Source organism: Acinetobacter sp. 3657 (assembly GCF_031456775.1).
Classification (GTDB): Bacteria; Pseudomonadota; Gammaproteobacteria; order Pseudomonadales; family Moraxellaceae; genus Acinetobacter.
Genome location: NZ_JAVDVH010000003.1, coordinates 150,892 through 177,570, shown reverse-complemented (window position 1 = coordinate 177,570; position 26,679 = coordinate 150,892). Strand labels below are relative to the sequence as shown.

Here is a 26,679-nt window from a genome sequence, read left to right as displayed (position 1 = left end):
ACAGAATATTTTTATAAAAAGCAGATCAAATGAATAAATTTGATCTGCTACAGTTTTCTAATTAGATATTCCATTCCACAAAGTTTTTTAATAACTGTAAACCTGCGGTATGACTCTTTTCAGGGTGGAATTGTGTGGCAAATAAATTATCTTTATGAATCGCGGTACAAAAGTTCACACCATAATCGCAAGTTGCTGCGATCACAGATGAATCTTGTGGTTCAACATAATAGCTATGCACAAAATAAAAACGCGCATCTTGTTCGATGTTATTCCACATCGGATGGCTTGGATCAAGTTGATGTACTTGGTTCCAGCCCATGTGCGGTACTTTTAAATTTGGCATTTCAGGAAAATGTTTAACTACGCCGTCAAAGATACCGAGCGCAGCAACGCCACCATTTTCTTCGGATGTTTGCAATAAGGCTTGCATGCCTACACAAATCGCCAAAACAGGCTTGTTGAATGCAGCTTGACGAACCACTTCATCAATACCAGCTTCGTGCATACCTTGCATACAGTCGCGCATCGCACCGACACCCGGAAATACGATTTTATCGGCTTTGGCGATCAGTTTAGGATCATTGGTCACGTCAACCGTTGCGCCGACATGTTCCAAGGCTTTTGCAGCAGAGTGCAAATTGCCCATGCCATAGTCAAGTAAAGCAATACGCGTCATTACAAACTACCTTTGGTCGAAGCAATGGTATTTTCTGCGCGTGGATCAACTTCACATGCCATACGCAAAGCACGCGCTAGAGCTTTAAACACGCTTTCAATCTGATGATGGCTGTTTTTACCTTTCAAGCTATCAATATGTAAGGTCATCAGAGCGTGATTGACAAATCCCTGAAAAAATTCAGAGAATAAATCGACATCGAAGCTGCCAATACGGGCACGCGTGAAGGGGATATCCATAAATAAACCAGGACGACCTGACAAATCGACCACAACACGAGACAATGCTTCATCTAAAGGTGCATAAAAATGACCATAGCGGCGTAAGCCTTTTTTATCACCCAAAGCTTGCGCAAAGGCTTGCCCTAAGGTGATTCCACAGTCTTCTACTGTGTGATGATCGTCAATTTCAAGGTCGCCATCACAATGAATATCAATATCAAATAGACCATGGCGCTTGATTTGATCAATCATATGGTCTAAAAATGGAACTCCAGTGTTGAGTGTGCCTTGACCAGTACCATCGAGATTGAGACGAACTCGAATTTTTGTTTCGTTGGTATTTCTTACCACTTCACTGATACGTTGCGTCATGGACACGTTCCTCAAAAAACGTCAAAAATGATTGAATTAAAAATAGTTTCGCTGTGACGAAAAAGTGACAGCATCATAGTTTGCTCAGGAGGGTTAATCAATGCCTATTACAGTACATGCCTACAGTTCTTTAGACCAACTAGGAATCCGTACTCAGCTAGAGCGACTCTATGATACCAGCCCAGAGTTCGGAGATGGGCAAGATGCGATGGAGCAACTTGAACAAAATCTACAGCAATATACCACAGTTTATACCGCTGAATTTAACAGCAAAATTATAGGTGCAATCTGGGCAACAGGGCAAGGAGAAAGCCGTGTTTTAGAATATATTGTGGTGCATCCTGCCAATCGTGGGCGTGGTGTCGCTGAACGTTTGGTTGAAGAGGTCTGTCGTTTTGAAGAAGAGCAAGGGGTAAAGTTATTTGAGCCGGGATGTGGTGCAATTCATCGCTGCTTATCCCACATTGGAAAAATCTAAAGCCAGTTGGAGCGTTACTGGCTTTGTTGCAAAATTAAACGCTAGGTAGAAAAATCCGCAAATTTGCTTGACGGATTTTGACAAACATTGTTTAATACGCCCACTTTGGCGCGATAGCTCAGTAGGTAGAGCAACGGATTGAAAATCCGTGTGTCCCCAGTTCGATCCTGGGTCACGCCACCATGATTTGTATTTTCAATCCCTGATCCCATCAGGGATTTTTTTTGTCCAAAAACTTTTGCAGTATACTTTTTGGATAAGAAATGGTCATTTAAATCAAAAGCTCAGGATAGTTGTTGACTATTTATCTGAGATACGGCTTAATACACGCCATTGGCGCGATAGCTCAGTAGGTAGAGCAACGGATTGAAAATCCGTGTGTCCCCAGTTCGATCCTGGGTCACGCCACCATATTCAAAAAACCCCAAACGAAAGTTTGGGGTTTTTTTATGGAAAATCGAAACCAATGACAACGCATTTCAAATGCATAATTAACTGACGCCGATTGCTCAAGCTAACTATTACATTGTGGATGTATGATAAAAAGCAGGAAAGCATGCTTCCACATGCTTTCCTGCTGCAAATATAACTGTATTGTTAAGCTGATTTTGCTGTTTTGATTGGTGCTAACATCTGTCCCGTTTCTTCAAAGTTAGCATGCCAAGACAGCGCTTCACGTAGGATGTGAGGAGTGTGACCACCTCTTGCACAAGCACGGTCAAAATAGTCGTTTAATGCAGCCTGATACAATGGATGTACACAATGGTCGATAATGACACGCGCGCGCTCACGCGGTGCTAAACCACGCAAATCTGCCAATCCTTGTTCTGTCACTAAAATATCCACATCATGCTCACAATGATCCACGTGGCTCGCCATCGGAACGACCGAAGAGATATCTCCACCCTTGGCAATCGATTTGGTTACAAAGATGGCAAGATGTGCATTACGGGCAAAATCGCCTGAACCACCGATCCCATTCATCATTTTGGTACCACAAACATGGGTTGAGTTGACGTTGCCATAAATATCAAACTCTAGCGCCGTGTTAATCCCAATAATGCCTAAGCGACGTACGATCTCTGGATGATTTGAAATTTCTTGTGGGCGTAATACCAGTTTGTCTTTGTATTGATTTAGGTTGCCAAAAACACGCTCGCCACATTTTGCCGATAATGTAATGGAGCTGCCTGAGGCAAACTTCATTTTACCTGCATCGATCAATTCAAAAGTACAGTCTTGTAGCACTTCTGAATACATCACCAGATCTTCAAAATTAGAATCTTTTAAGCCTGTTAAAACGGCATTGGCTATTGAACCAATTCCTGCTTGTAACGGACCTAAATTTTTTGCTAAACGACCTGCAGCAACCTCTTGTTCAAAGAAGGCAATGAGATGATTGGCAATCGCTTGTGTTTCCGCATCGGGTGCAGTTACGGTTGATGGAGAGTCTGCGGTGTCGTTGAGTACGATGCCTACAATTTTTGCTGGGTCGATTGGAATCGCTGTAGAGCCCATGCGATCGTCCACGTTGGTTAAGGGAAGTGGTGTTCGTGTCGGACGATAGCTAGGTATGTAGATATCATGTAAGCCTTCAAAGTCTTCGCTTAATGCGGTGTTGATTTCCACAATGACTTTTTCAGCAAAGATCGCAAAGCTGGCAGAGTTGCCGACTGATGTGGTTGGTACAATATGACCTTGCTCGGTTATGGCCACCGCTTCAATCACTGCAATATCTGGGCGTTTGAGCTGCTGATTACGCATTTGCTCGACGGTTTCAGATAAGTGCTGGTCCACAAACAAGACTTCGCCATTGTTGATGGCACGACGTAAGGTGCTATCGACTTGGAAGGGCATACGACGCGCCAAGACGCCTGCTTCAGTCAATTGCTTGTCTAAATCATTGCCGAGGCTTGCACCTGTAATTAATGTGATTTTTAATGGATTTTTTTTAGCACGATTGACCAGTGCTTGTGGAACGGCTTTTGCTTCACCTGCACGGGTGAAACCACTCATGCCAACGGTCATACCATTTTCAATAAAGCTGGAAGCCTCATCAGCGCTCATAACTTTGTCATGTAGGCTGTGAAGGCGAATGCGACTTAAAGACATCATCCATTCTCAATGTTGCTTTTTATAAGCGTTGGATTTTAGCGCTAAAATGTGAAAAGTGTATTGATTTTAGGCTAAGGTCTAACGCAAATCACAGTACATCTGATCAGAAAATGTCTCTCTAAAAATGTCCGGTCAGCGTTTGTCTGATTTTGTCGATGGTGTTGTTTTGTGGCTCATCCGTTTTTTCGCTTGGAATGGGCAATGAAATGACTACTTCTAAGCCGCCTTGTTCGCGGTTGCGAATATTGATTTGCCCTTGGTGAATATCAACAATACGTTTCACGATCGCAAGGCCAAGTCCACTACCTTGAACGGTGCGGGCTGAATTTCCACGCACAAAGGGTTGCATCAACTCTTCGACCTGATCGGGAGGAATGCCTTCGCCATGATCAGCTACGGTAATGAGAATATGATCATCGACATGGCTGGCAGAGAGTTCAATCGGCTCAGAACCATAACGTTTCGCGTTATTGAGCAAATTGGCGATTAAACGTTTCAGCGATAGGCTACGTGCTGGAATGATCGGTAGCTCTTGTGTTTCAAACTGAATATCGAGTGGTTGGAATTGCACCACCAACTCTTGGAGTAAGGTGTTGAGATTGGTCTCTGTCAGCTCTTCATCAGAACCATCACGCATATAAGAAATGAATTGATTTAAAATCGCATCCATATCATCCACATCGTAGATCAAGCCTTCTCGAAAGAATTCATCAGGTAGCATTTCTGCGGTTAAACGAATACGCGTCAACGGGGTGCGGAGGTCATGTGAAATGCCTGCCAACATGATTTGCCGATCACGTTCTGTTTGTTCAAGGGTATAGACCATGTGATTAAAGGCTTGATTCACTTGGCGGATTTCAAGTGGGCCGTGATTGGTGTCGAGATATGGTGCTTTGCCTGTTTTACTATAATTGTTGGCGGCATTTTGTAATCGACGTAAGGGGCGATTCATCTGGCGGACCAGAATGAGAATAATAATTGAAGAGAGAATAGGCACACCAAATAACCATGATGCAATCAACTCGACACTGTAATTATCATAGGTTTTGAGTGGTTCGCGGACCCAGTTGCCATTCATTTCTGGTGTTTGAATCCAGATGCGTGGAATCGGTTTAAATTTGAAGTAAACCGTCACGTCTTTTACACCTAACTCTTTGGCGAGTTTGGCTTCAATTTGGTTGGTAAATAATTCAGCAAGGAATTTCTCTTCAACTTTAGGAAATTCTTTGGGATCGGTAACGTACTCGATGCCAATACGGTTCTTTAACCAGTCATCAATATCGACTTCGGTATCTCGGTGTAAAATCCGAATATCGGGATTGTTAATGAGTTCAAGTTCAATCGCGAGATAACGCGCATGTTGTTGCAACTCAGGTAAATACAAGGTACGCCAAAAGAACCACAAAGACATAAATAGACTGAAAAAGACCATGGACAGTACCAAGAGGGTGGTACGCATGGCAGCAGAACGCGGTTTGATTTTATCTAAAAAACGTTCCCATTTTGTTCGCGGCCTTTCAGAGTAGGTCGCGAAGTCAGTAAATTCTTGCGGATCAATTGGTTCAAGTTTCAAGGTCTAGTTTCCTACGCTCATTCCGCACCATCTGGAACAAAAACATAGCCTACACCCCAAACAGTTTGGATATAGCGTGCTCGTGCTGGATTGTCTTCGATTAAGCGACGTAAGCGAGAGACTTGTACATCGATTGAACGCTCCATTGCGCCCCATTCACGACCACGTGCGAGATTCATGAGTTTGTCGCGTGTCAATGGTTCACGTGGATGTTGGACCAGTGCTTTGAGCACGGCAAACTCACCTGTGGTCAGCGTCACAACTTGACCTTCACGCGTTAAGGTTCGTGTGGATAGATCTAAAGCCCACGGTCCAAAACTGACGACTTCAACGTGTTGGCTTGGTGCACCGGGCACTTCACGCACCTGACGGCGTAATACCGCACGAATACGTGCCAGCAACTCATTTGGATTGAACGGTTTTGGTAGGTAATCATCTGCACCTGCTTCTAAGCCCGCGATACGGTCAGAGTCACTGCCACGTGCAGTCAGCATAATGATCGGGGTGTCAATGTTGGATTGACGTAAGCGGCGACAGATACTTAATCCATCTTCAACAGGTAACATAAAATCAAGGACGATGAGTGAGAACAACTCACGTTGTAGTAAACGGTCCATTTGTGTTGCGTCATGGGCAGTTTTAACTACAAAGCCTTTGTCTTCGAGGAAGCGTTGTAAAAGCGTACGCAAGCGCACATCATCATCGACCACTAAAATGCGTTCGACCCGGTCTGTTTCATGGTGAACAGTTTCCGTCGATTCGGCAGGTACAACTAAACTCATGCTGTGCTCCTTTATCGTTTATTGTCATCGTCTTTATGCAATGCTATAGGGGCTATTTATATTTCAACCCTGCTTTGCGTTATCGGCTAAAATCTAGCACCGTATACGGCTTATGTCGCAATGAGAGCTATAGCTCGTAAGGTGAATGTGAATAGACTCTGTAGTATACGACTCATTGCACAGTTTTGGCTATGTTATAAAGCAACAAATATTGCCAATAAAATCAAGAGAAAGATACCAAATATATACAGGTAAAATTATGACAATCGATCTATTTTTCAATATTTAGGCGGAAAAAGCTTGGTATTTTAGAAACATTGCTCAATTAGCATAATCTGTAGGGTTTGTGGGGAAAGAAGTGACCCTATGCACAATATTTTAAAAAAACAATAGTGGATTTTATAGCCATGGACTTTATAATCATTGCTTTTAGACTCAACCCTTGTGGAATCAATCACGATGACTGACTTAGTTCAGCAGTTGGCAAATGAACTTGCCGTACGTCCAAACCAAGTAGAAGCTGCTATTCGTTTAATTGATGAAGGCGCTAGTGTTCCTTTTATCGCACGTTACCGTAAAGAGGTCACTCAAGGCTTAGACGATACGCAATTACGTCAACTTGATACACGTTTAACTTACTTGCGTGATTTGTACGAGCGTCGTGAGAAAGTGATCCAGTCTTTACAAGAACAAGATAAATTGAACGATGATTTATTAGGACGTGTAAATGCTGCTGAAACCAAGAATGCGTTAGAAGAAATTTATGCGCCGTATCGCCCGAAACGCACCAGCAAATCATTTAAAGCAAAAGAAGCGGGTTTAGGTGTTATTGCTGAGAAGATTATTAATGATCAAGTTGATCCAACTGAAGCTTTAGCTGGTTTTAGTCATGAAGACTATCCAGATGTTGAAAGCCAGCTTGATGCGATTCAGCATATTTTAATTGATGATTGGGCGCAAAATATCGCCTTAACCACTGAATTAAAACAAACTTTTTCTAAAACAGCAGTGTTGAAAAGTGCGGTTGCTTCTGAAGAGAAAAAAGAAGTTGGTAAAAAATTCCGTGATTATTTTGAGTTCTCAGAAAACTTAAATAAAGTCCCCTCACATCGTTTGTTGGCGATGTTACGTGGTCGTCAAGAAAACGTATTGGGCTTGAAAGTGGATGGTGAAGACGATGCACCATTGGCACGTATCGAAACAGAATATAATCTTGAACAAATTCAACCACAAACACGCCAAGATTATTTAAAACAAACTGCAAAATTATTTTGGTTGGGTAAGATTCGCCCACAAATCGAACATTCATTATTAACAGATAAGCGTTTAACCGCAGAAGCTGAAGCAATGGATGTCTTTGCAGAAAATTTACGTCATTTATTGCTTTCTGCACCAGCAGGCAGTCGCACCACCTTAGGTGTTGATCCTGGTATTCGTACTGGCGTGAAGCTTGCCGTGGTGAGTGATGCAGGTGATGTACTTGCACATAGCACTATTTATCCATTTGCACCGAAAGAAGATAAAGCCGGTTCGATTGCTGAGCTTGCGCGTTTATGCCGAGAGTTCCACGTGGAACTTATTGCGATTGGCAATGGTACAGCGAGTCGTGAAACTGAAGCTGTGGTTGCAGAAATGATGGCAGCCAATGCTGACTTGAAACTGACACGTATCACGGTGAGTGAAGCAGGTGCATCAGTTTATTCGGCAAGTGAATTGGCTTCGCAAGAATTACCTGACCTTGATGTATCAATTCGCGGTGCAGTCTCAATTGCTCGTCGTTTACAAGATCCATTGGCTGAGCTGGTTAAAATCGACCCGAAATCAATCGGTGTAGGTCAGTACCAACATGATGTCAATCAAACAGGTCTAGCAAAAACCCTAGATGCTGTTGTTGAAGACTGTGTAAATGCGGTTGGCGTGGATGTGAATACCGCTTCTCCTGCGATTTTGGCTTATATTGCGGGTCTGAATAAATCAATTGCACAACAAATCTTTGAATATCGTAAAGAACATGGTCGCTTTGATAGTCGCCAAGCATTGAAAAAAGTACCACGTTTAGGCGAGCGTACTTTTGAGCAAGCAGCAGGTTTCTTGCGTATTCAGGATGGTACAGAGCCATTGGATGCGTCAGCCGTTCACCCTGAGAGTTATGGCGTGGTTGAAAAAATCGTTGCGGCGAAAGCAACCACAGTCAAAGACATCATTGGCAATACTGAAATTATTCGTCAAGTTAAAGCAGATGAGTTTGTCGATGACAAATTTGGTTTGCCAACGATTCAGGATATTTTGACTGAATTGGAGAAGCCTGCGCGTGATCCACGTCCAGAGTTCCGTACTGCAAAATTCCGTGAAGATATTACCGAAGTTGCACAACTCACTGAGGGTTTGCAGCTTGAAGGTGTAGTGACCAATGTTACGAATTTTGGTGCTTTCGTAGATGTAGGTGTGCATCAAGATGGTTTAGTGCATATCTCTGAACTTGCCAATGAATTTGTTTCTGATCCGCATAAAGTAGTGAAACCGGGTCAAATTGTACAAGTTCGTGTGATTCAAGTGGATGCAGAACGTAATCGCGTCAACTTGAGTATGCGTGCGGAAGGTTCTGCGCCTGTGAAAGCGCCTCGTCAGCAACAGCGTCCACAGCAAGATCGTCCGGAACGTTCAGAGCGTAAGCCACAAGGTCAGCGTCCACCACGTAAAGAAGGTGACTTTAAACGTCCGCAAAATAACAAGCCAAAAACCGAGAAACCACAAGAGCAAAAAATTGGTGGTTTAGGTGCCTTGTTATTGCAAGCAGGGATTAAAGGCTCGAAATAAGCAAGGCTCTAAATAATTGAATTGAGTCTGTTTAAAAACCTTCTTTCGGGAAGGTTTTTTTATGCGAGTAGATGTGTGAATAAGGTTATAAGTTTGGAGAATTAGAATAAGATAGTTAAACAGCAATTTTATTCTATAAATCCTATCCCATTGCGTTAACCTGATTTGATGCCAAAATCCAAAGGAGGTCGTGATGTCACGTAGACCTCGTGAACAAGTCGATTACTTACACCTCGAAGAACTTGGTGGTTTAGAAATGTTGAAAGCCAGTTACTTTCAGCAGGAGTTTTCACGACATGTGCATGAAGGATTTTGTATCGGTGTGATCGAAGAAGGAGCACAACGCTTTTATCGCACAGGTGGCAATCACGTCGCACCGCAAGGCGATATTATTTTGGTCAATGCCGATGAAGTGCATACAGGTTCTTCAGCAGTAGAGACGGGTTGGCGCTATCGGGCAATTTATCCTACACCAGAAGTGTTTAATGAGCTGACACGCGATTTGACCACTGTTCATGGTACTGCACCGTGGTTTAGAGAGGCCGTATTGCATGATGAAGGTTTGGCACAACAATTCCGTTTGCTATTCGACTTATTCGAGCAACCCAGCAATACTTTACTGAAGCAAACCTTATTTCTCTCTACCATCGCTTGGCTAGTGTCGAAGTATAGTCAAACCAAGCCGCAAGCGACCGATCTAAGTAATGCCAAACAACGGATCTTAAATATTAAAGAGCTGATGGCATCAATGCCTGAACAAGAGTTTTCTTTGATGGCATTGGCTGACATGGCCAATCTAAGCCAGTGGCATTTTCTACGCCAGTTTAAAAAGCATGTGGGATTGTCTCCACATGCATGGTTAGTGCAGGCACGTTTGCAAAAGGCACAAAAATTATTAAGGCAAGGACTAAATTTATCTGAGATTTCGCAGCAGTGTGGCTTTTCAGATCAGAGCCATTTTAGTCGGCATTTCCGTCAAACTTTTGGGATTACGCCAGGCGGCTATATCGCTTATCTCAAATAAAACAGCAATTTTATGCAATCTTCATAGATTGATTTTTGGCATAGTCATAGACCCCTTATAAACGATTGTAATGCTGATGTTGACTGAGACGATCGAAGACACCTCTATGTCTGTACCTCGGGCCTTTTTAAATGGCGTGGTCAAAATATTGCCCTTGTGTTTTGCTGTGTTGCCTTGGGGTATCTTGGCAGGTTCAATGGCAATCCAAGCTGGGCTAACGACCATGCAAGCCATAGCAATGTCAGCATTGGTTTTTGCTGGCGCTGCTCAATTGATGACTTTAGGCTTGGTCATGGCAGGAACACCTGCACTGACCATCATCATTTCGGTATTTCTGATTACCACGCAGCATTATTTATATGCGCTGTATTTACGTGAAGATATTTCCAAACAACCGTTAAAACATCGGCTGATGTTAGGTTTTTTACTCACAGATGAGTTGTTTGCGGTCAGTATTAAAAAACAACAGCACTATATTTATTATCTTCTCGGGGCTGGGAGTTGCTTTTATCTGAGCTGGGTGTTGTTTAGTGTGTGTGGCGTGTTGCTTGCATCATCTGTGCCGAATTTAGATCAATACCATCTCGATTTTTCAATTGTCGCGACCTTTATCGCTATCGTGATTCCGTTCATTAAGAATTTAAATACCTTGGTGGGTGTGCTGGTTTCAGTCGCGTTAACTGTGGTGTTTCTGAGTTTAGGTTTTAAAAGTGCAGCCATTATGGCAGGGGTGATTGGTATGTTCACAGCGACTTGCCTGCAAAATCTGCGGGAGCGTACAGCATGACTTGGTTTGTTCTGATTATTTTGGCATTGGTGGTGTTTATGAACCGCTATATTTTGCTTGAACCGAATATTCCGCTGCGTTTACCGAAATGGTTTCAACAGTCCTTACAATATTCTGCACCGTGTTTATTGACGGCAATCGCTACCCCAATTGTCTTTATGGATGAGCATGGCGCATTTCGTGAGACTTTATTGAACCCTTATTTTATTGCCACGATTTTAACCATTGTGATTGCATATAAGGTTCGCCATACCTTACTGACGATTGTTCTAAGTTTGGCTTGTTTTTATGCTTTGGTATTTTGGTTCAATTAAAAAAAGCTTGGGCACATGTGAATCATGACCCAAGCCTTTCTCATGAACATGAATTAACGCGTGGTATAACCACCATTGGCGAAAATGGTTTGTCCAGTTATCCACCAGCCATCGGTGACTAAGAAACGAATCAAAGGTTCAATATCTTCGATTTTGGTGAGTCCACCGAGCGCAGATGCCGATTTATGATAAGCCACCGCCTCAGGCGCTTCTTGACCATAGAAAAATGGCGTATCCATGGGACCCGGTGCGACAGCAGTCACCGAGATACCGCGTTCGCCAAACTCTTTGGAAGCCGCACGGGTATAATGTTCAACAGGGGCTTTTAATCCTTCATAAGTTGAATAAAGACCTGTGTAGGCTGCCAATAAACTGGTCACAATGCTACAGATTTTGCCGTTTGGGTTGAGATGGCGACCGGCTGATTGAATAAAGAAATAGGCAATTTTATTATTGATGTCGTTCATCACATCAAACTCTTGTTCGGTGGTGTCCAAATAGGGTTTTTTCAACACACGACCGACGGTATTAATGGCAATGTCAACACCGCCAAATTCGGCTTTGGCTTGGGTAAATAAGGATTCGATGTTTTGAATATCGGATAGATCGGCTTGAATCAAAATGGCTTTGGCACCGAGCGCTTGTACGGTTTTTAAGGTGTCTTCGGCATCGGCTTGTGTCGCTGCACTATTATAATGGATCACTAAGTTTGCCCCTTGCTCGGCGAACTTACGTGAGATCAAACCACCTAAATTCTTTGCACCGCCTGCAATCAGTACAGTTTTATCTTTTAAATCATGTTGTGACATTATTTCATCCAGCTTTTGTTTTGTGTGAAAATTATCCTAAATCAATTTCTTTGTTTGAAATAGTTGTTAGTATTGAACTGATTGTGCAAGAAAGTTGAATAATAAATGGATAAGATCGAGCGCCTAAAAATATTTTGTTTGGTAGCAGACAAGCAGTCTTTCGCACAAGCGGCACTGCAATTGGGGCTGCCGCGTTCAAATGTCACTTATGCGATTCAATCACTTGAAAAAGAATATGAAGTGCTGTTGTTTTACCGTACGACACGTAAGGTTGCTTTAACGCATGAGGGTAGTCTGTTTTATGAAGAAGCCGTGCGGTTAGTGGCTCAGTTAAAGGAATTGAATCGTTTTAAAACCCATGTTCGCAGCCAAGAAGGCAAGATCAGTATTGGTATGCCGAAACGATTGGCAACACAGCTTTTGATTCCGAATTTACTCGCGTTTTATCAGCGTTATCCAAAGGTAAAAGTATTGATCAATGGCAGTGATGATTTTTCTAATTTGATCGAACAACAACTCGATTGTGTGGTGCGAGTAGGGCAAGTTCAGGATGAATACTTACTGATTCGACCGATTACCCAGACCAAGATCTGGACATTGGCATCACCGCAGTATGTCGCTGAGTTTGGGGAACCTAAAAGTTTCGATGAGTTACAGCAGCATTTCGCCGTGGATTATCATGTGGCAAAAAATTATCGAGAAATGAGTGAGCTTGCGTTTCGCGATCATCGTATCGATATGCCGTATCGCTTACTGATCGAAAACACCGAAGCTTATATTCATGCAGGTTTGGCAGGTATTGGCATAATTCAAATTCCTGAGTTTGATGCTGTACCTTATGTTCAACAAGGAAAATTGCAACGCTTATTTGTCGATATTCCCAGTCTAGAATTACCGGTCAATATTTTGCTGACAGATCGACAATACCGTCCAAAGTATTTTCAGGACTTCATCGAATGGTTAGATGATTTACTCAAAAGACGGCTTTAAGCTGCGGTTTTTTGTCAAGAACGATTGCTTTGACATTGAGCAATATTTGCAGTAAAACTTAAATTAGAGCAATTACTCTAATTTTATGTGGGGATAATAATGCAGATTGGTCGACAAGCATGGATGATACAAACTTCAGGTGATTTATCTTTGAAAGATCGTATGGCTCTATTGAGTCATAGTCTATTACCTGTATTGAAACAAAGTATAAAAATGTATGGCTTAGCACATCGCTCGAAGAGCAAAGCACAGCATGATTTGAGTCTCGATGATCTGTATTTACCTGATAGCGCTGATGTAAAGCAGGCATTGCAGAAGATGCAATCTTGTAGTTCTGAAGCCTTGCAAAATCATTGTTTGAGAACTTGGTGTTATGCAGTTGCATTTGCCAAGATGCAAAATTTAAAGCGCGATGATGAGCTATTGGCGGTGTCATGTTTATTGCATGATTTGGGGATGACTGAACAGCATTATCAGCATCATGAAAACTGTCGATGTTTTGCAGGACAGGGGGCTCATGCTGCAAAAGACTGGTCAATTGAGCGAGGATGGCATGCCCCTCGTGCGGATCAATTGTTTGACGTGATCAGTATGCACATGAATCCTTATGTGGCGATGGAGGATGGCGTCGAAGCTCATTTACTGCAACAAGCTGCCAGTTGTGATGTAATTGGCAGTCGTGGTTTTGAATTTTCTCAGCAGTTTAGACAACAATTATATGCGCAACATCCACGCTTGGACTTTAATCACAAGATGATTGAATTTAGTCAGTTAGAAGCGATCAACCGTCCAAAGTCTCGTACAGCGATGGTGGTACAAAGTGGTTTTAAGCAGCTTATAAATTTGAACCCTTATCTGGTTAAGTAATTTCATCCTTTATTCCTTCCAATAAAAAAGCAGCGCATATCTCTATGCGCTGCTTTTCTATTTTGCAGGGAGTTGCTTAAATTACCAATGTTCACCTGGGAACAAACGCGCGTAAGCACGCTGCATGATGTTTAACTTTTCTTGCTGACCCACTGAGGCAGTAGAGCTTGGGAATAAGTTAAAGCCAATCGACATCAAAATATTATTGATGTCTGGCGCAACCGCATAGGTGATCGATGCTAAGCGGCCTAAGTTGGTTGCGATTTTCTTCGGACGTTTTACGATCGCGTAAGCAATCAAATCGGCCGCTTGTTCTGGAGAAAGTGTTGGGACATATTTATACATTTTAGTTGGCGCAATCATCGGTGTACGCACTAATGGCATATAAATAGAGGTAATCGCAATCTTGTGTGAATGAACTTCAGCAGAGAGACAACGACTAAATGCATCAAGTGCAGCTTTAGACGCAACATACGCTGAGAAACGAGTTGCATTGGCAAGTACACCAATTGAGCTGATGTTAATGATTTGACCATCTTTACGTTGCATCATATGCGGTAAGATATTCAAAACTAAGCGTACAGCACCAAAGTAGTTAAGCTGCATAGTACGTTCAAAGTCATGGAAACGATCAACTGACTCATGCACAGCACGACGGATTGAACGCCCCGCGTTGTTGACTAAAATATCAATGTGATCAACAGAAGCTAAAATCTCTTTTGAAACAGCATCAATCGATTCCATATCGTTGAGATCACATGGGAATACAGTGGCTTTACCGCCTTCAGCTTCGATCTCAGCTTTTACTTCATCTAATTTCTCTTTGGTACGCGCTAGTAATAAGACATGTGCACCTGCTTGAGCAAGATATTTTGAAACCGTTAAACCAATACCACTTGAAGCGCCTGTGACAATGATTGTTTTCCCGTCGACTTTTTGTTGAAAAAGCTTTTTGAGTTTTGCGTTCATGTAAGTTTCCTACATTAATCAAGCTGTTGTTTACAATGTCCTTGTGTTGCGATTAAACACTGCACTTTATTTTGTACTAATATTAACCGATTTTTTTTGTTTGTCTAGTGTAAATGTTTGAAATATAATAATATTTTTAGAGTAAAAGCTCTAAAACAAATGATTGTAATAGTTGAAAATGCAATAATATTTTTCTTCAAAAGCATAAAAAACAGCCTCTAAAGTGAGGCTGTTGTCTTTTATTCAGTTTAAACCTGAGCGAGGGCTTGTTCGAGGTCTGCAATCAGATCGTCGATATGCTCAATCCCAATAGACAAGCGGACTAGGTCTTCACTCACACCAGCAGATTTAAGTTCTTCTGCGTTGAGTTGACGATGGGTCGTCGTTGCAGGATGACATGCCAAGCTTTTTGCATCGCCAATGTTGACCAGACGAGTAAATAACTGTAATGCATCAATAAAGCGAGTTCCGCCATCTAAGCCATCCTGTACCCCAAAGGAAAGGATGGCAGAAGGTTTACCTTTCACATATTTTTGTGCCAAATGATGCTGTGGATGGTCGGTTAAACCAGCATAATTGACCCATTTGACTTTTGGGTGTTTTTTTAAATATTTTGCAACTTGAAGGGCGTTTTCAGTGTGGCGCTCCATACGAAGGTTTAACGTTTCTAAACCTTGTAAAATAAGGAAGACGCTGAGTGGGCTAATGGCTGCACCTGTATTTCGTAATGGAACAACCCGAGCGCGAGCGATATAAGCTGCTTCACCGAGCACTTCAACGTAATTTACGCCGTGATAACTTGGGTCTGGCGTATTCAGTGCTTTAAAACGCTCTGGATATTTGCCCCAAGGAAATTTGCCACTATCGACAATAATGCCACCAATACTATTGCCATGACCGCCGATGTATTTAGTCAATGAGTGAATGACAATATCCGCACCAAATTCAAACGGCTTTAATAGGGCAGGGGTTGCAACAGTATTATCAACAATAACTGGGACACCATATTCATGGGCAATTTTTGAGATTGCTTCTAAGTCGATAATATTGCCCAGTGGGTTGCCGATCGACTCAACAAAAACCAGCTTGGTTTTATCATCAATCAAGTTGCGTAAGCTTTCAGGGTTTTGATAATCAAAGAAGCGAACTTCGATGCCTTGTTTGGGTAGGGTATGTGCAAATAGATTATACGTTCCACCATAGAGTGTTGAAACCGAAGCAATATTGTCACCTGCTTCTGCAATGGTTTGAATCGAATAAGTGATGGCTGCCATCCCAGATGCTAAAGCTAATGCGCCAATCCCACCCTCTAGTGCTGCAATACGTTGTTCCAGCACAGCCGTGGTTGGGTTCATGATACGGGTATAGATATTTCCCTGAACTTTTAAATCAAATAAATCTGCACCATGTTGCGTGTTGTCAAAAGCATAAGAGGTGGTTTGGTAAATAGGGACAGCCACTGCTTTAGTCGTTGCCTCTGGTGAATAGCCCGCATGAATCGCTAAAGTTTCATCTTTATAAGTCATGATTACATCATCTACGTGAGTTAAATAGTGACCGAGTTTAGCTTAAAAACCGTCCAAAATGGTGCATAATTTATGCGATTTATTGCGTTTTTATTCATATAAACAGAATCTTGCTCTCTTCCTATTTTTTTCAGCATGACTGTATCGTGAATCGTGTAACGTCTTGAAAAAGAAAATCCTTTGAATGAAGCAAACAAATATCATCTTAACTTCATGTTAATCCGGTTTTCAGCGTATAATACGTGCGATTATTTTTCGCTTTTTGCGATTTATTGGTTTTTCAATTGAGGAGTCCTGCGTGGCCCAATATATTTATACGATGAATCGAGTGTCGAAGATGGTTCCGCCTAAGCGCGAAATCCTAAAAGACATCTCTTTATCATTTTTCCCAGGCGCAAAAATTGGTGTGCTTGGTTTGAACGGTGCAGGTAAATCTACCCTACTCCGTATTATGGCTGGCGTAGATAAAGATTTCTCAGGTGAAGCGCGTGCACAACCAGGAATCAAAATCGGTTATTTAGAACAAGAGCCACCATTAGATCCAAGTAAAGATGTTCGTGGAAACGTTGAAGATGGCGTACGTGAAGCACTAGATGCGTTAGAACGTCTTGATCAAGTTTTTGCTGAATATGCTGATCCTGATGCAGATTTTGATGCACTTGCAAAAGAGCAAGAAAAATTAGAATCAATCATCCATGCTTGGGATGCACATAACCTCAATAACCAGCTTGAAATTGCGGCAGGTGCTTTGAACCTACCAGCTTGGGATGCAGATGTATCTCTACTTTCAGGTGGTGAGCGTCGTCGTGTGGCACTTTGCCGTTTATTGCTGTCTAAGCCTGACATGTTGCTTCTAGATGAACCGACGAACCATTTGGATGCTGAATCAGTATCTTGGTTAGAACGTTTCTTGAAAGATTTCCCAGGTACGATCGTTGCGATTACGCATGACCGTTATTTCTTGGATAACGTGGCTGAGTGGATTCTTGAACTTGACCGTGGCATGGGTATTCCATATCAAGGTAACTATACCTCTTGGCTTGAGCAGAAAAATGCACGTTTAGAGCAAGAGAATAAACAAGAAGAATCTTTTGCTAAGGCATTGAAGAAAGAACTTGAATGGGTTCGCTCAAATGCCAAAGGTCAGCAAAAGAAAAATAAAGCACGTATGGAACGTTTTGAAGAGTTGAACTCTAAAGAATTCCAACAGCGTAATGAAACTTCTGAAATCTATATTCCACCTGGCCCACGCCTAGGAAATAAAGTTGTAGAAGTTGAAGGCATCAGTAAATCATTTGATGGTCGCCTACTTTATAAAGACTTAACATTTACAATACCGCCAACTGCGATTGTGGGTATTGTTGGTCCTAACGGTGCGGGTAAAACCACATTATTCCGTATGATGACAGGTGAACAGCAACCTGATACTGGTACGGTAACGTTGGGTGAGTCTGTTAAAGTGGCGTATGTTGGTCAGATTCGCGATACTTTAGATAACAATAAAACCGTTTGGGAAGAAGTTTCTGGCGGTTTAGATATCTTGAAAATCGGTGATTATGAAATCGCGTCGCGTGCTTATATCGGCCGTTTTAACTTCAAAGGTCAAGATCAGCAAAAACGTGTTGGTGAGCTATCAGGTGGTGAGCGTAATCGTTTACAACTGGCAAAAATCTTACAGTTAGGTGCAAACGTAATCTTACTGGATGAGCCATCAAACGACTTGGATATCGAAACTTTACGTGCGCTTGAGGATGCAATTCTTGTATTCCCAGGTACTGTGATGGTGGTATCGCATGACCGTTGGTTCTTAGACCGTATTGCAACGCATATCTTGTCTTTTGAAAACGAACAGCCAGAATTCTACACAGGTAACTATGCAGAATATGAAGCATATCGCCAGTCACGTTTAGGTGATGAAGCAGGTGCAAAGCGTTCAAAATATAAAAAGATTACGGGTTAATACCTGATTAAAAAAACCAGCCTAAGGGCTGGTTTTTTTGGCGAGTCAATATGTTTATACCGCTTTTATATATTCTAATTGAAGGTCTTAAAATTAAAAGATTAAATTGATTAATTCCACTAAATTTTAGCTTATATTTTTGCTTTTAAATGATTAGAATTGGCTTTCAATTTATTAAATGGTAAATATATTCTTAAGGCATATATATGAAAAAAATTAAACTTTCTTTTGCTGTTGTTGGTATGGTGGCTGCGACTCAACTTACAGGATGTCTATCAGTTAAAGCTTATGTCGATCCTGCTTATAAAAACACTAGTTATTCAGATATAAAAAGACCTAGTCAGCCTATTCCAGTCGTTTTAACAGCTGAGTTTCAAAGAAATGGTGTGGTAATTCCAAAAGCAGCTAAAGAATTACAATCTTTAGCTGAACGTAGTTTAAGAGCAACAGGTGTATTTTCACCTGTAGCACAGTCTAATGCAGAGAATCAGGCTAAATTGCATTTAACAGCAAATAATGCAGCTGATTTAGGGGAGGCTGCTGGAAAGGGTGCATTAACAGGTCTGACCTTTGGTGCAGTAGGTAGCGCTATTACTGATAAATATGATTTCAAATTTAAATATATTGATGCACAAGGCAAACAGATTGATCAACGTTACCCACATATGATTTTATCCACTGTTGGCAATAAAAAAGCTCCAGTTGAAAATGTACAACCAATGGCTATTAATGAGGCATTTAATAAAGTTGTAGATGATGTGGTGATTCGCTTTACTTATGATTTACAAAAGCAGCAATAAGTATTGAAGTTGGATAATAAGGCTTTTTCGGAAGCCTTATTGAGAAAATAACAATATTTTTTAAAAATTTTACTGGAGCATTCATTAACTAAGTTTTATAAATTTAAAGTAACTTCATAATTTAATCAAATGATAACTTTATTGAAACAAACTCATTCGATAATGTAATTTTATTACATGCACATTGCTTATTATAGTAAGGCAAATTTTGACCAGTTGGTGAAACGTGCGACGTTGCGCTGTATTTATGACACTCTTGCTAAGTTTGTTCATATTCCAAAGTATTTGGAATGTGGCAGCAGCTTATTGCAGTCATGAAACTACAAGCAAAGCAACGATAGCCGTTACTCATTTCGGTCATCATCTTGTAGAAAACTCAAAAGATCAGGTAAGTTCTTTCGCTGTGGTTGAAGATAATACTGATTTATCAAAACCGCTAAACCTGCAAGATCATCATGATCATTTGCCAACATGTTTTCATGTGGCTGTCATCGCAGGGCAACAGCAGCTGAATGAACCTGTTTTACGAATGCATGAATTAGAACAAAAATATCACTGGTCAAATGATTACCAGTCCCCTTATTTGTCCGGATTAAACCGACCTCCTGTACTCACCCCGCTTTAGGTGGGATAGCCAAAAAGCCCACCAGAAATAGATCTATTTCAAAGGGTTCTTCCATGCTCGATGATGCATTTAAAAATGTAAAGCACCTTACTCATAAAGGTCTCAATATCACATTCGATTATTCATTCTGATGTCATGTTGATCGGTACATTTGCGTCAAAGTTTTGTAAATCATGATTGAGTAAAGGTCTTGAGATCAAGACCTGCTGATTATGAGTAGACCCTAAGCGAATAATTTTTATTCATTTTATTTGGGTGTGAATTTATCCACCCAATGAATTGCAATATATAAATCAGGTGAGTGTTATGTCTATTAAATTAAATACAACGTTATGTTTCATTGTTTTATTTCTTTCAGCGAGTTTCGCGAATGCTGATGGAGGTTTGATTTTTCTAGAAAAAAATCTACAGTCTCAGCAACAAGCTAAAGTGCATTTAGAAAAGCATATTCGCCACTGTGACATCAAGCAGAAGTGTAAATAATCAGATTTATATTTTAGGAAACTGCTTACGCTACTGAGCAGTTTCCTACCGTTCAGCAAAAATCTAATGATTCGCGCATTCTGCATACACAAAAGATTTTATGGCTGAATCCGCAGATGTAATTTTATTACATCGAGTTTAGTTGCTATAGTCCATCTGAGCAATTTTTGACTAAAGAGAAAAATTTGCGCCGTTCTAGTATTTTCGTGACCGTCTTGCTAAGTTTGTTCATATTCCAAAGTCTTTGGAATGTGGCGGCGGCTTATTGCGGTCATGAAAATACCAACCAGCAATCAACGTTATCAAGTCATTTCGGGCATCATGTTCCGAATGCTGTTGAAGCTGTGACCAAGCATACTCAAACGTCCAAACAAGAAACAACGGATTTGCCTATGCCTGTGAGTTTGCAAGATCATCATGATCATTTGCCGTCTTGCTTTCATGTGGTTACGCCTGAAGTCCAGCAACAGTTTGATCAACCTATGTTGCGGACGCAAAAATTAAAACAAAAATATCACTGGTCTAATTCGTATCAGTCTCCGTATCTATCCAGTCTCAATCCGCCGCCTGTTCTGACCCCGCTATTGGTGGGGTAGCCGAAAAATAGCCCACCGCAACCTTATTATTTGCGGGGCTTAACATGTCTTTAAGTTTAAATCAGCGTATCCATACGCTAAAAAATTCTGCCCATTCATCACCATTCAAGTGGTCGATATTGGGGATTGCTCTCTCGACAGTGGTTTTTGGGCAGTCCATCTCAGCGAAATCTGTACTCGATGTCAATCAGGCATCAGCAAGTTCAAGTGCCGTGCAGAAAAATTCTAATTTTGAACAAATTTTGCAGCAGGTTCGTGCTTATCAAAACAATCAGTCAAGCTGGCAAGCACAGCAACAGATGGCGAGTGTGCAGCTAAAACAAAGTGCTTTGTGGGCAAATCCAAGTATTTCGATTGAGCAAACAGGTTTTCAAAATGATCAAGACCGAGAGTTGTCCATTGGTATTTCACAGCCTTTAGATCTCTTTGGTCAGCGTAAAGCGGCACAACAAGTGGCTAAGCTTTCCGCCAATCAAGTTGACTTGGAACAGCAACGCTACGACGCTGAACTCGAATTGATCGTGCAATATGTTTGGGCACAAGTGGCTTTATTACAACTCGAAAAATCAGTGATTGCTGAGCAATTACAAGTCAGCCAGCAAAACTTGGATGCCTCTCAAAGACGTTATCAGGCAGGCAGCATTGCCCAAGTCGATGTGGAGCGGGTTCGTATCGCACATTTGGAAAATCAGCGGCTCTTTCAACAAGCGGATTTACAACTGCAACTGGCACAAAAGCAATTGGCGAGTCTTGCAGGAGAAAGCGTAAATCAATTTTCAATTTCTGCAAGCACGACTGAATTATGGACCAAAGCAACGCAGATCAAGGCAGTGACTGAGCAAAATGAGAATTTATTTGAGCGAGGTTTGCAGTTAGAAACGCAGCGTCAACAAGCGCAAATTGACCAACTCAAAGCCAAGTCACGTCCACAGCCGATCATGACGTTTGGTGTCAATCGCACCCGTTCAGCTGATCAATATAGCGAAAACCAAATCCGTTTAGGCGTTGAAATTCCACTCAATATTTTTAACTCCCAAAAATATGGGGTTCAAATTGCACAAGCCAAACAAAGCCTTATTCAGCAGCAACAACGGACCTATCGTCAGCAGAATCAGATGGATATTGATATTCGTCTAGCTGAATTGAAGGGCTTACAAGCGCAATTTAAGCAGCTCGACGATCAGCAAATTCCCCTTGCGAATCAAGTTCAGCAAAAAACCTTGCAGGGCTTTCGTTTAGGAAAATTTTCAGTCACCGATGTGCAACAAGCCACCATGCAACTACAGGATGTGCGTTTACGTAAAGTGCAATTGCTAAAGCAAGCATGGCAACTCAGTACCGAACTGCAAAGTGCGCGTATGGGACTTTCAACCGAACAAATCACCGCCAAAGATGCCTTGATGCAACTGAATCAGCGTATATGGCAACAAAGCAATGCTTTCCCAAACCAAGTCGGAGAATAACCAGATGAAGATTAATGAAAAAATGCGTTCTCAATGGGTTTGGATTGCCATTATTGTCATCGTAACGACGCTTGTGGCTGCCGTGTTGTTGTGGAGTGGTCAGCGCAAAAGCAGCGAAAGCGCGGAACATGGAGAACAAGGGCATTCGCATCAGGAAAATGAAAAAGATCAGCATGCTGACACAGGAGAGGAGCACGAGTCAGAGGAAAGCTTAAGTCTAAGTGCCGAACAGATGCAGCAGTATAGTGTCAAGCTTGCTCAAGTCGCGCTCGGTGAAGTCAATCAAGTGCAAACTTTCCCTGCAAAACTGACGGTCAATACCGATCGTCAGGCCCACGTTTCCCCAAGTTTTGCGGGGCGAGTTGAGTCCGTATATGTGGAGTTAGGGCAACAAGTCAAACGAGGACAAGCATTGGCAAATTTACTTGTGCCTGACTTGGTTGATCAACAAGCCAATCTGCAAATTGCGCAAACCAATTTAGACTTGGCTAAACAAGATTATGAGCGTGAACGTAGTCTATGGTCACAAGGTATTTCTGCCAAACAAGAATATCAACGCGCCTATAACGCTTATCGTCAAGCCCAAATCCAAGTACAAGCAGCGCGCTCACGTTTAACTGCATTTGGAGCAGCTTCAGGGTCAAATGGACGCTATCGCTTAACTGCACCGATCAGTGGTGTGATCAGTAATAAAGATATTGTGATTGGGGAAAATGTTCAGCTTGCAGATCAACTCTTTACCATTGATCAATTAGACCAACTTTGGCTGGAGTTTGTATTGCCGACCATGGTCAATATCAATGTGCAGCCGAATCAGCAAATTCGTTTTAAATCGCTGCAAACAGGCAATCAATTTAATGCGCAAGTCCAGAGCTTGACCTCTGAAGCAGATGCACAAACTGGTCGCTTACAAGTACGTGCCAAAGTTTTATCCAACGCGGCTGAGCTACGTCCAAACTTGATGGTCAATGTTGAATTACAAGCAGGTTCACAGCCATCGGTGATGCGGGTCAGTGCCGAAGCGATTCAACAGGTTGAAGGCAAAGATGTGGTTTTTGTGGCGAAGTCGAATCCGAAAAAAGGTTTCGATTTTAGTGCAGTTCCAGTACAGATCGGACAGCGTAGCCAAGATGGGCAATGGGTTGAAATTACTCAGGGTCTAACAGCAGGTCAGTCTTATGTCGCGGTCGGCAGTTTCTTGTTGAAGTCTGAACTTGAAAAAGGAGAGGCTGAGCATGGACACTAATTCTTCTCAATTGCCAAAACCTGAAGGCTTATTTGATCGCCTGATTCAGTTTGCGATTAAAAATGCCATTTGGGTCATGCTGTTTGTGATGACGTGGATTGCGATTGGGGTGTGGAGTTATCAGAAACTACCGATTGATGCCGTTCCCGATATTACTAATACGCAGGTACAGATTAATACCCAAGCCAATGGTTATACCGCTTTAGAAGTTGAACAGCGAATTACCTATCCGATCGAAACTGCAATGGCGGGGATTCCTGACTTAGAACAAACCCGTTCGATTTCGCGTTATGGTTTATCGCAAGTCACCATTATTTTCAAAGATGGTACTGATATTTATTGGGCCAGACAGTTGATCAATCAACGTTTGCAAGAAGCGGATGGACAATTGCCTGATGCGGTTGATCCTGTGATGTCGCCTGTTTCGACAGGTTTAGGCGAAATATATCAGTGGGTAGTCAAAGCCAAAGCTGGTGCGAAAAAAGAGGATGGTACGCCCTATAGCGCAATGGATTTACGTGAAATCCAAGACTGGATCGTGCGCCCACAATTGCAGCGCGTCAAAGGTGTTGCTGAAATCAACAGTATTGGGGGGTACAACAAAACCTATATTGTTTCGCCTGATTTAAAACGCCTACAACAGTTACAGATTTCACTCACTGAATTTCAAACTGCATTGCAGGAAAATAATGAAAACCGTGGCGCAGGTTTCATTGAGGAGAATGGTCAACAATTAACGGTTCGCGTGCCGGGTATGTTGAGTACCATCGAAGATATCCAGAACATCAGTGTCAGTATTAAAAATGGTTCGCCGATTCGCGTGTCAGATGTGGCAACGGTGGCAATCGGGCATGACTTGCGTACTGGTGCAGCAACCTATAATGGTGAAGAGACTGTTCTCGGCATCGCCATGATGATGATGGGCGAAAACAGTCGTACTGTTGCGCAAGCGGTGGATGCAAAGATCCAAGAAATTCAATCGACGCTCCCGAAAGGTGTAGAAATTGAAACGGTGTATGACCGAACGACGTTGGTCAATAAAGCCATCAAAACGGTGCAGAAGAATTTAGTTGAAGGTGCGATCTTGGTGATCGTGATTCTGTTTATTTTCTTAGGTAATTTCCGTGCGGCTTTAATCACAGCCTGTGTGATTCCACTTTCGATGTTGTTCACCTTGACGGGCATGGCACAGCAGAATATCAGTGCCAACTTGATGAGTCTGGGAGCATTGGACTTCGGGATCATTGTCGATGGTGCGGTGGTGATTGTTGAAAACTGTATTCGACGGCTTGCAGAGGCACAGCATTATGCAGGGCGATTACTCACCCGACAAGAACGTTTTAAAGAAGTCTTTCTTGCGGCAAAACAAGCACGCAAACCCTTACTGTTCGGGCAAGCCATTATTATGGTGGTGTATTTACCGATTTTTGCACTGACAGGTGTAGAAGCGAAAATGTTCCATCCGATGGCGATGACGGTGGTGATGGCATTGCTGGGTGCGATGATTCTGTCGGTGACTTTTGTACCTGCCGCGGTTGCCTTATTCATTACGGGTGAAGTCAAAGAAAAAGAATCACGTTGGATGCAGACCTTAAAAGGGAAGTATCAACAGATCTTAGATTGGGCTTATCAATTCAAAATGGTGGTTGTGACATTTGCTATCAGTATCTTGGTCTTGACTGGGGTGTTAATCACTCAAATCGGTAGTGAATTTGCCCCACAACTGAGTGAAGGTGATTTTGCAGTACAACAAATGCGGTCGCCAAGTACAGGTTTGGAACAGTCTTTGCGGATGCAGGAAAATACTGAAAAGTTGATTCTGAAAAACTTTCCAGAGGTGAAGGCTGTATTTGCTCGTACAGGTACAGCTGAAGTGGCGACTGATGTCATGCCACCCAATATTTCTGATGCAGTTATTTTATTGAAACCTAAAGATCAATGGAAAAACCCAAAAGAAAGCATTGATGCGTTGCGTACCCGCATGCAAGCATTTTTAGAAACCATTCCAGGGAATAACAGTGAGTTTTCTCAACCGATTGAATTGCGTTTTAATGAGTTAATTTCAGGAATACGCAGTGATGTGGGAATTAAAGTATTTGGCGATGATATGAATGTGCTCGATACACAAGCACAAGCCATTGCTCAGAAAGTACAAAAGATTTCAGGTGCAACAGCAGTCAAGGTTGAACAGACCAGTGGTTTGCCTGTATTAAATGTAGATATCAATAATGCGCTTGCGGCGCAATATGGTTTGTCGGTGAAAACGATTCAAGATGTGGTTGCGGCCAGTGTCGGTGGTCAAAATGTCGGTCAGATTTTACAGGGCGACCGTCGTTTTGATTTTGAAATTCGTCTACCTGACGATCAACGCACCGCACAAAACTTGGCGCAGCTCCCGATTCAATTACCCAATGGTGGTCTGATTCAATTACAAGATGTCGCTAAAGTCGAAACCATCTCAGGCATGAGCCAAGTTGGACGTGAAAATGGTAAACGTCGTGTCATTGTGACGGCAAATGTAGAAGGGCGTGACCTTGGTTCATTTGTGCAAGAGTTGCAAACGACCCTGAAGCAGCAACCTTTACCAGCAGGCTATTGGTTGGAATATGGTGGGCAGTTTGAAAACTTGGCATCTGCGGCAGCACGTATGCAGATTGTGATTCCACTGGCATTGATTGCGATTTTTACTTTATTGATGGCGGTATTCCATAACTTTAAAGAAAGCTTGCTTGTATTTAGTGGCGTGCCATTTGCCTTGTCTGGTGGATTGGTCGCACTGTGGTTGCGAGACATTCCATTGTCGATGTCTGCGGGCGTGGGTTTTATTGCGCTTTCGGGTGTTGCAGTATTGAACGGATTGGTGATGCTGAGTTTTATCAAAGAACTACGTGATCAATTCGATCTGCATATTGCCACATGGCAAGGAGCAATCTTGCGTCTACGTCCTGTTTTGATGACGGCTTTTGTGGCATCACTGGGTTTTATTCCGATGGCGATCGCGACTGGAACAGGTGCAGAGGTACAGCGTCCATTGGCAACAGTGGTGATTGGTGGGATTATTTCATCGACTTTACTGACTTTGGTGATTTTGCCTGTGGTGTATCGCTGGATGAATGAAAGGGATTGTTGACCCTTGTATTTCATGGCTGAGTCTTACTGTGATGAGCTTGATCTCATCCGTTA

General features: G+C 42.2%; 23 protein-coding genes and 2 tRNA genes. 17 read left to right on the top strand and 8 right to left on the bottom strand.

Annotation, left to right across the window (positions count from 1 at the left end; genetic code table 11):
- Window positions 1-61 precede the first annotated feature (61 nt).
- Both hisH and hisB read right to left on the bottom strand, forming a co-directional pair.
- Complete coding sequence (gene hisH, locus J2Y37_RS05385) at window positions 62-679, bottom strand: imidazole glycerol phosphate synthase subunit HisH (RefSeq protein WP_005193920.1); 618 nt, start codon at window positions 677-679, stop codon at window positions 62-64.
- Complete coding sequence (gene hisB / locus J2Y37_RS05380; protein WP_004673288.1) at window positions 679-1,272, bottom strand: imidazoleglycerol-phosphate dehydratase HisB; 594 nt, start codon at window positions 1,270-1,272, stop codon at window positions 679-681. The genes hisH and hisB overlap by 1 nt, the downstream gene beginning before the upstream one ends.
- Before the next feature lie 100 nt (window positions 1,273-1,372).
- On the opposite strand from hisB, the gene J2Y37_RS05375 reads away from it, so the two are divergent.
- The 3 genes from J2Y37_RS05375 to J2Y37_RS05365 all read left to right on the top strand — a co-directional run bounded on the left by J2Y37_RS05375 (window position 1,373) and on the right by J2Y37_RS05365 (window position 2,161).
- Window positions 1,373-1,750 carry a GNAT family N-acetyltransferase gene (locus J2Y37_RS05375; RefSeq protein WP_004673286.1) on the top strand — a complete coding sequence of 126 codons (378 nt, stop codon included), beginning with the start codon at window positions 1,373-1,375 and terminating at the stop codon, window positions 1,748-1,750.
- A 107-nt stretch (window positions 1,751-1,857) separates the two neighbouring features.
- A tRNA-Phe gene (locus tag J2Y37_RS05370) sits at window positions 1,858-1,933 on the top strand.
- 152 nt (window positions 1,934-2,085) lie between these two features.
- A tRNA-Phe gene (locus J2Y37_RS05365) sits at window positions 2,086-2,161 on the top strand.
- Window positions 2,162-2,347: 186 nt separating this feature from the next.
- On the opposite strand, the gene J2Y37_RS05360 is transcribed toward J2Y37_RS05365, so the two are convergent.
- The 3 genes from J2Y37_RS05360 to ompR form a co-directional block, all read right to left on the bottom strand.
- Complete coding sequence (locus J2Y37_RS05360) at window positions 2,348-3,862, bottom strand: acetyl-CoA hydrolase/transferase family protein (RefSeq protein ID WP_349032192.1); 1,515 nt, start codon at window positions 3,860-3,862, stop codon at window positions 2,348-2,350.
- A 121-nt stretch (window positions 3,863-3,983) separates the two neighbouring features.
- On the bottom strand, window positions 3,984-5,438 hold the full coding sequence (locus J2Y37_RS05355; protein ID WP_349032125.1) for an ATP-binding protein: 1,455 nt from the start codon (window positions 5,436-5,438) through the stop codon (window positions 3,984-3,986).
- 17 nt (window positions 5,439-5,455) lie between these two features.
- Window positions 5,456-6,220 carry a two-component system response regulator OmpR gene (ompR, locus tag J2Y37_RS05350; RefSeq protein ID WP_004673280.1) on the bottom strand — a complete coding sequence of 255 codons (765 nt, stop codon included), beginning with the start codon at window positions 6,218-6,220 and terminating at the stop codon, window positions 5,456-5,458.
- A gap of 459 nt (window positions 6,221-6,679) precedes the next feature.
- Between ompR and J2Y37_RS05345 the strand changes: the two genes are divergently transcribed.
- The 4 genes from J2Y37_RS05345 (at window position 6,680) to J2Y37_RS05330 (ending at window position 11,162) form a co-directional block, all read left to right on the top strand.
- Window positions 6,680-9,037 (top strand): Tex family protein, encoded by a 2,358-nt coding sequence (locus J2Y37_RS05345; protein WP_349032124.1) that lies wholly within the window; start codon window positions 6,680-6,682, stop codon window positions 9,035-9,037.
- A 193-nt stretch (window positions 9,038-9,230) separates the two neighbouring features.
- Window positions 9,231-10,061 carry an AraC family transcriptional regulator gene (locus J2Y37_RS05340; protein ID WP_005193910.1) on the top strand — a complete coding sequence of 277 codons (831 nt, stop codon included), beginning with the start codon at window positions 9,231-9,233 and terminating at the stop codon, window positions 10,059-10,061.
- A 106-nt stretch (window positions 10,062-10,167) separates the two neighbouring features.
- The gene (locus J2Y37_RS05335) at window positions 10,168-10,848 is read left to right on the top strand and encodes an AzlC family ABC transporter permease (protein ID WP_349032123.1); all 681 of its coding nucleotides are present in this window, start codon (window positions 10,168-10,170) and stop codon (window positions 10,846-10,848) included.
- Window positions 10,845-11,162: an AzlD domain-containing protein gene (locus tag J2Y37_RS05330; RefSeq protein ID WP_349032122.1), complete on the top strand. Its 318-nt coding sequence runs from the start codon at window positions 10,845-10,847 to the stop codon at window positions 11,160-11,162. The genes J2Y37_RS05335 and J2Y37_RS05330 overlap by 4 nt, the downstream gene beginning before the upstream one ends.
- 53 nt (window positions 11,163-11,215) lie before the next feature.
- On the opposite strand, the gene J2Y37_RS05325 is transcribed toward J2Y37_RS05330, so the two are convergent.
- Entirely contained in the window at window positions 11,216-11,971 is a 756-nt protein-coding gene (locus J2Y37_RS05325) for an SDR family oxidoreductase (protein WP_004673272.1), read from the bottom strand.
- 105 nt (window positions 11,972-12,076) lie between these two features.
- On the opposite strand from J2Y37_RS05325, the gene J2Y37_RS05320 reads away from it, so the two are divergent.
- A complete protein-coding gene (locus J2Y37_RS05320; protein ID WP_349032121.1) occupies window positions 12,077-12,961 on the top strand; it encodes a LysR family transcriptional regulator in 885 nt (294 codons plus the stop codon).
- A 99-nt stretch (window positions 12,962-13,060) separates the two neighbouring features.
- A complete protein-coding gene (locus J2Y37_RS05315) occupies window positions 13,061-13,828 on the top strand; it encodes an HD domain-containing protein (RefSeq protein WP_349032120.1) in 768 nt (255 codons plus the stop codon).
- 81 nt (window positions 13,829-13,909) lie between these two features.
- On the opposite strand, the gene J2Y37_RS05310 is transcribed toward J2Y37_RS05315, so the two are convergent.
- Both J2Y37_RS05310 and J2Y37_RS05305 read right to left on the bottom strand, forming a co-directional pair.
- A complete protein-coding gene (locus tag J2Y37_RS05310; protein ID WP_005193904.1) occupies window positions 13,910-14,797 on the bottom strand; it encodes an SDR family NAD(P)-dependent oxidoreductase in 888 nt (295 codons plus the stop codon).
- Between the two features lie 248 nt (window positions 14,798-15,045).
- Window positions 15,046-16,323 (bottom strand): aminotransferase class I/II-fold pyridoxal phosphate-dependent enzyme, encoded by a 1,278-nt coding sequence (locus J2Y37_RS05305; protein ID WP_349032119.1) that lies wholly within the window; start codon window positions 16,321-16,323, stop codon window positions 15,046-15,048.
- 298 nt (window positions 16,324-16,621) lie between these two features.
- Between J2Y37_RS05305 and ettA the strand changes: the two genes are divergently transcribed.
- The 8 genes from ettA to J2Y37_RS05265 all read left to right on the top strand — a co-directional run bounded on the left by ettA (window position 16,622) and on the right by J2Y37_RS05265 (window position 26,626).
- Complete coding sequence (gene ettA, locus J2Y37_RS05300) at window positions 16,622-18,283, top strand: energy-dependent translational throttle protein EttA (protein WP_004673266.1); 1,662 nt, start codon at window positions 16,622-16,624, stop codon at window positions 18,281-18,283.
- 206 nt (window positions 18,284-18,489) lie between these two features.
- Window positions 18,490-19,083: a hypothetical protein gene (locus J2Y37_RS05295; protein ID WP_349032118.1), complete on the top strand. Its 594-nt coding sequence runs from the start codon at window positions 18,490-18,492 to the stop codon at window positions 19,081-19,083.
- A 226-nt stretch (window positions 19,084-19,309) separates the two neighbouring features.
- The gene (locus J2Y37_RS05290; RefSeq protein WP_349032117.1) at window positions 19,310-19,708 is read left to right on the top strand and encodes a cation efflux protein, CzcI-like; all 399 of its coding nucleotides are present in this window, start codon (window positions 19,310-19,312) and stop codon (window positions 19,706-19,708) included.
- 306 nt (window positions 19,709-20,014) lie between these two features.
- Complete coding sequence (locus J2Y37_RS05285) at window positions 20,015-20,191, top strand: hypothetical protein (RefSeq protein WP_349032116.1); 177 nt, start codon at window positions 20,015-20,017, stop codon at window positions 20,189-20,191.
- A 185-nt stretch (window positions 20,192-20,376) separates the two neighbouring features.
- Window positions 20,377-20,787 carry a cation efflux protein, CzcI-like gene (locus J2Y37_RS05280; RefSeq protein WP_349032115.1) on the top strand — a complete coding sequence of 137 codons (411 nt, stop codon included), beginning with the start codon at window positions 20,377-20,379 and terminating at the stop codon, window positions 20,785-20,787.
- A gap of 44 nt (window positions 20,788-20,831) precedes the next feature.
- Complete coding sequence (locus J2Y37_RS05275; protein WP_349032114.1) at window positions 20,832-22,250, top strand: TolC family protein; 1,419 nt, start codon at window positions 20,832-20,834, stop codon at window positions 22,248-22,250.
- 4 nt (window positions 22,251-22,254) lie between these two features.
- A complete protein-coding gene (locus tag J2Y37_RS05270; RefSeq protein WP_349032113.1) occupies window positions 22,255-23,496 on the top strand; it encodes an efflux RND transporter periplasmic adaptor subunit in 1,242 nt (413 codons plus the stop codon).
- Window positions 23,486-26,626, top strand: a complete 3,141-nt coding sequence (locus J2Y37_RS05265) for a CusA/CzcA family heavy metal efflux RND transporter (protein ID WP_349032112.1) — start codon at window positions 23,486-23,488, stop codon at window positions 26,624-26,626. Before J2Y37_RS05270 ends, J2Y37_RS05265 begins: the two co-directional genes overlap by 11 nt.
- Window positions 26,627-26,679: the final 53 nt, after the last annotated feature.

What these genes read in the sequence shown, in the direction of transcription:
- J2Y37_RS05295 (WP_349032118.1), top strand. Translation starts at nt 18,490, where the DNA reads ATGAAAAAAATTAAACTTTCTTTTGCTGTTGTTGGTATGGTGGCTGCG.
- J2Y37_RS05315 (WP_349032120.1), top strand. Translation starts at nt 13,061, where the DNA reads ATGCAGATTGGTCGACAAGCATGGATGATACAAACTTCAGGTGATTTA.
- J2Y37_RS05330 (WP_349032122.1), top strand. Translation starts at nt 10,845, where the DNA reads ATGACTTGGTTTGTTCTGATTATTTTGGCATTGGTGGTGTTTATGAAC.
- J2Y37_RS05340 (WP_005193910.1), top strand. Translation starts at nt 9,231, where the DNA reads ATGTCACGTAGACCTCGTGAACAAGTCGATTACTTACACCTCGAAGAA.
- hisB (WP_004673288.1), bottom strand. Translation starts at nt 1,272, where the DNA reads ATGACGCAACGTATCAGTGAAGTGGTAAGAAATACCAACGAAACAAAA.
- J2Y37_RS05360 (WP_349032192.1), bottom strand. Translation starts at nt 3,862, where the DNA reads ATGTCTTTAAGTCGCATTCGCCTTCACAGCCTACATGACAAAGTTATG.
- J2Y37_RS05335 (WP_349032123.1), top strand. Translation starts at nt 10,168, where the DNA reads ATGTCTGTACCTCGGGCCTTTTTAAATGGCGTGGTCAAAATATTGCCC.
- J2Y37_RS05285 (WP_349032116.1), top strand. Translation starts at nt 20,015, where the DNA reads ATGTCTATTAAATTAAATACAACGTTATGTTTCATTGTTTTATTTCTT.
- J2Y37_RS05270 (WP_349032113.1), top strand. Translation starts at nt 22,255, where the DNA reads ATGAAGATTAATGAAAAAATGCGTTCTCAATGGGTTTGGATTGCCATT.
- J2Y37_RS05275 (WP_349032114.1), top strand. Translation starts at nt 20,832, where the DNA reads ATGTCTTTAAGTTTAAATCAGCGTATCCATACGCTAAAAAATTCTGCC.
- J2Y37_RS05265 (WP_349032112.1), top strand. Translation starts at nt 23,486, where the DNA reads ATGGACACTAATTCTTCTCAATTGCCAAAACCTGAAGGCTTATTTGAT.
- hisH (WP_005193920.1), bottom strand. Translation starts at nt 679, where the DNA reads ATGACGCGTATTGCTTTACTTGACTATGGCATGGGCAATTTGCACTCT.
- J2Y37_RS05375 (WP_004673286.1), top strand. Translation starts at nt 1,373, where the DNA reads ATGCCTATTACAGTACATGCCTACAGTTCTTTAGACCAACTAGGAATC.
- J2Y37_RS05305 (WP_349032119.1), bottom strand. Translation starts at nt 16,323, where the DNA reads ATGACTTATAAAGATGAAACTTTAGCGATTCATGCGGGCTATTCACCA.
- J2Y37_RS05320 (WP_349032121.1), top strand. Translation starts at nt 12,077, where the DNA reads ATGGATAAGATCGAGCGCCTAAAAATATTTTGTTTGGTAGCAGACAAG.
- J2Y37_RS05325 (WP_004673272.1), bottom strand. Translation starts at nt 11,971, where the DNA reads ATGTCACAACATGATTTAAAAGATAAAACTGTACTGATTGCAGGCGGT.
- J2Y37_RS05345 (WP_349032124.1), top strand. Translation starts at nt 6,680, where the DNA reads ATGACTGACTTAGTTCAGCAGTTGGCAAATGAACTTGCCGTACGTCCA.
- ompR (WP_004673280.1), bottom strand. Translation starts at nt 6,220, where the DNA reads ATGAGTTTAGTTGTACCTGCCGAATCGACGGAAACTGTTCACCATGAA.
- J2Y37_RS05310 (WP_005193904.1), bottom strand. Translation starts at nt 14,797, where the DNA reads ATGAACGCAAAACTCAAAAAGCTTTTTCAACAAAAAGTCGACGGGAAA.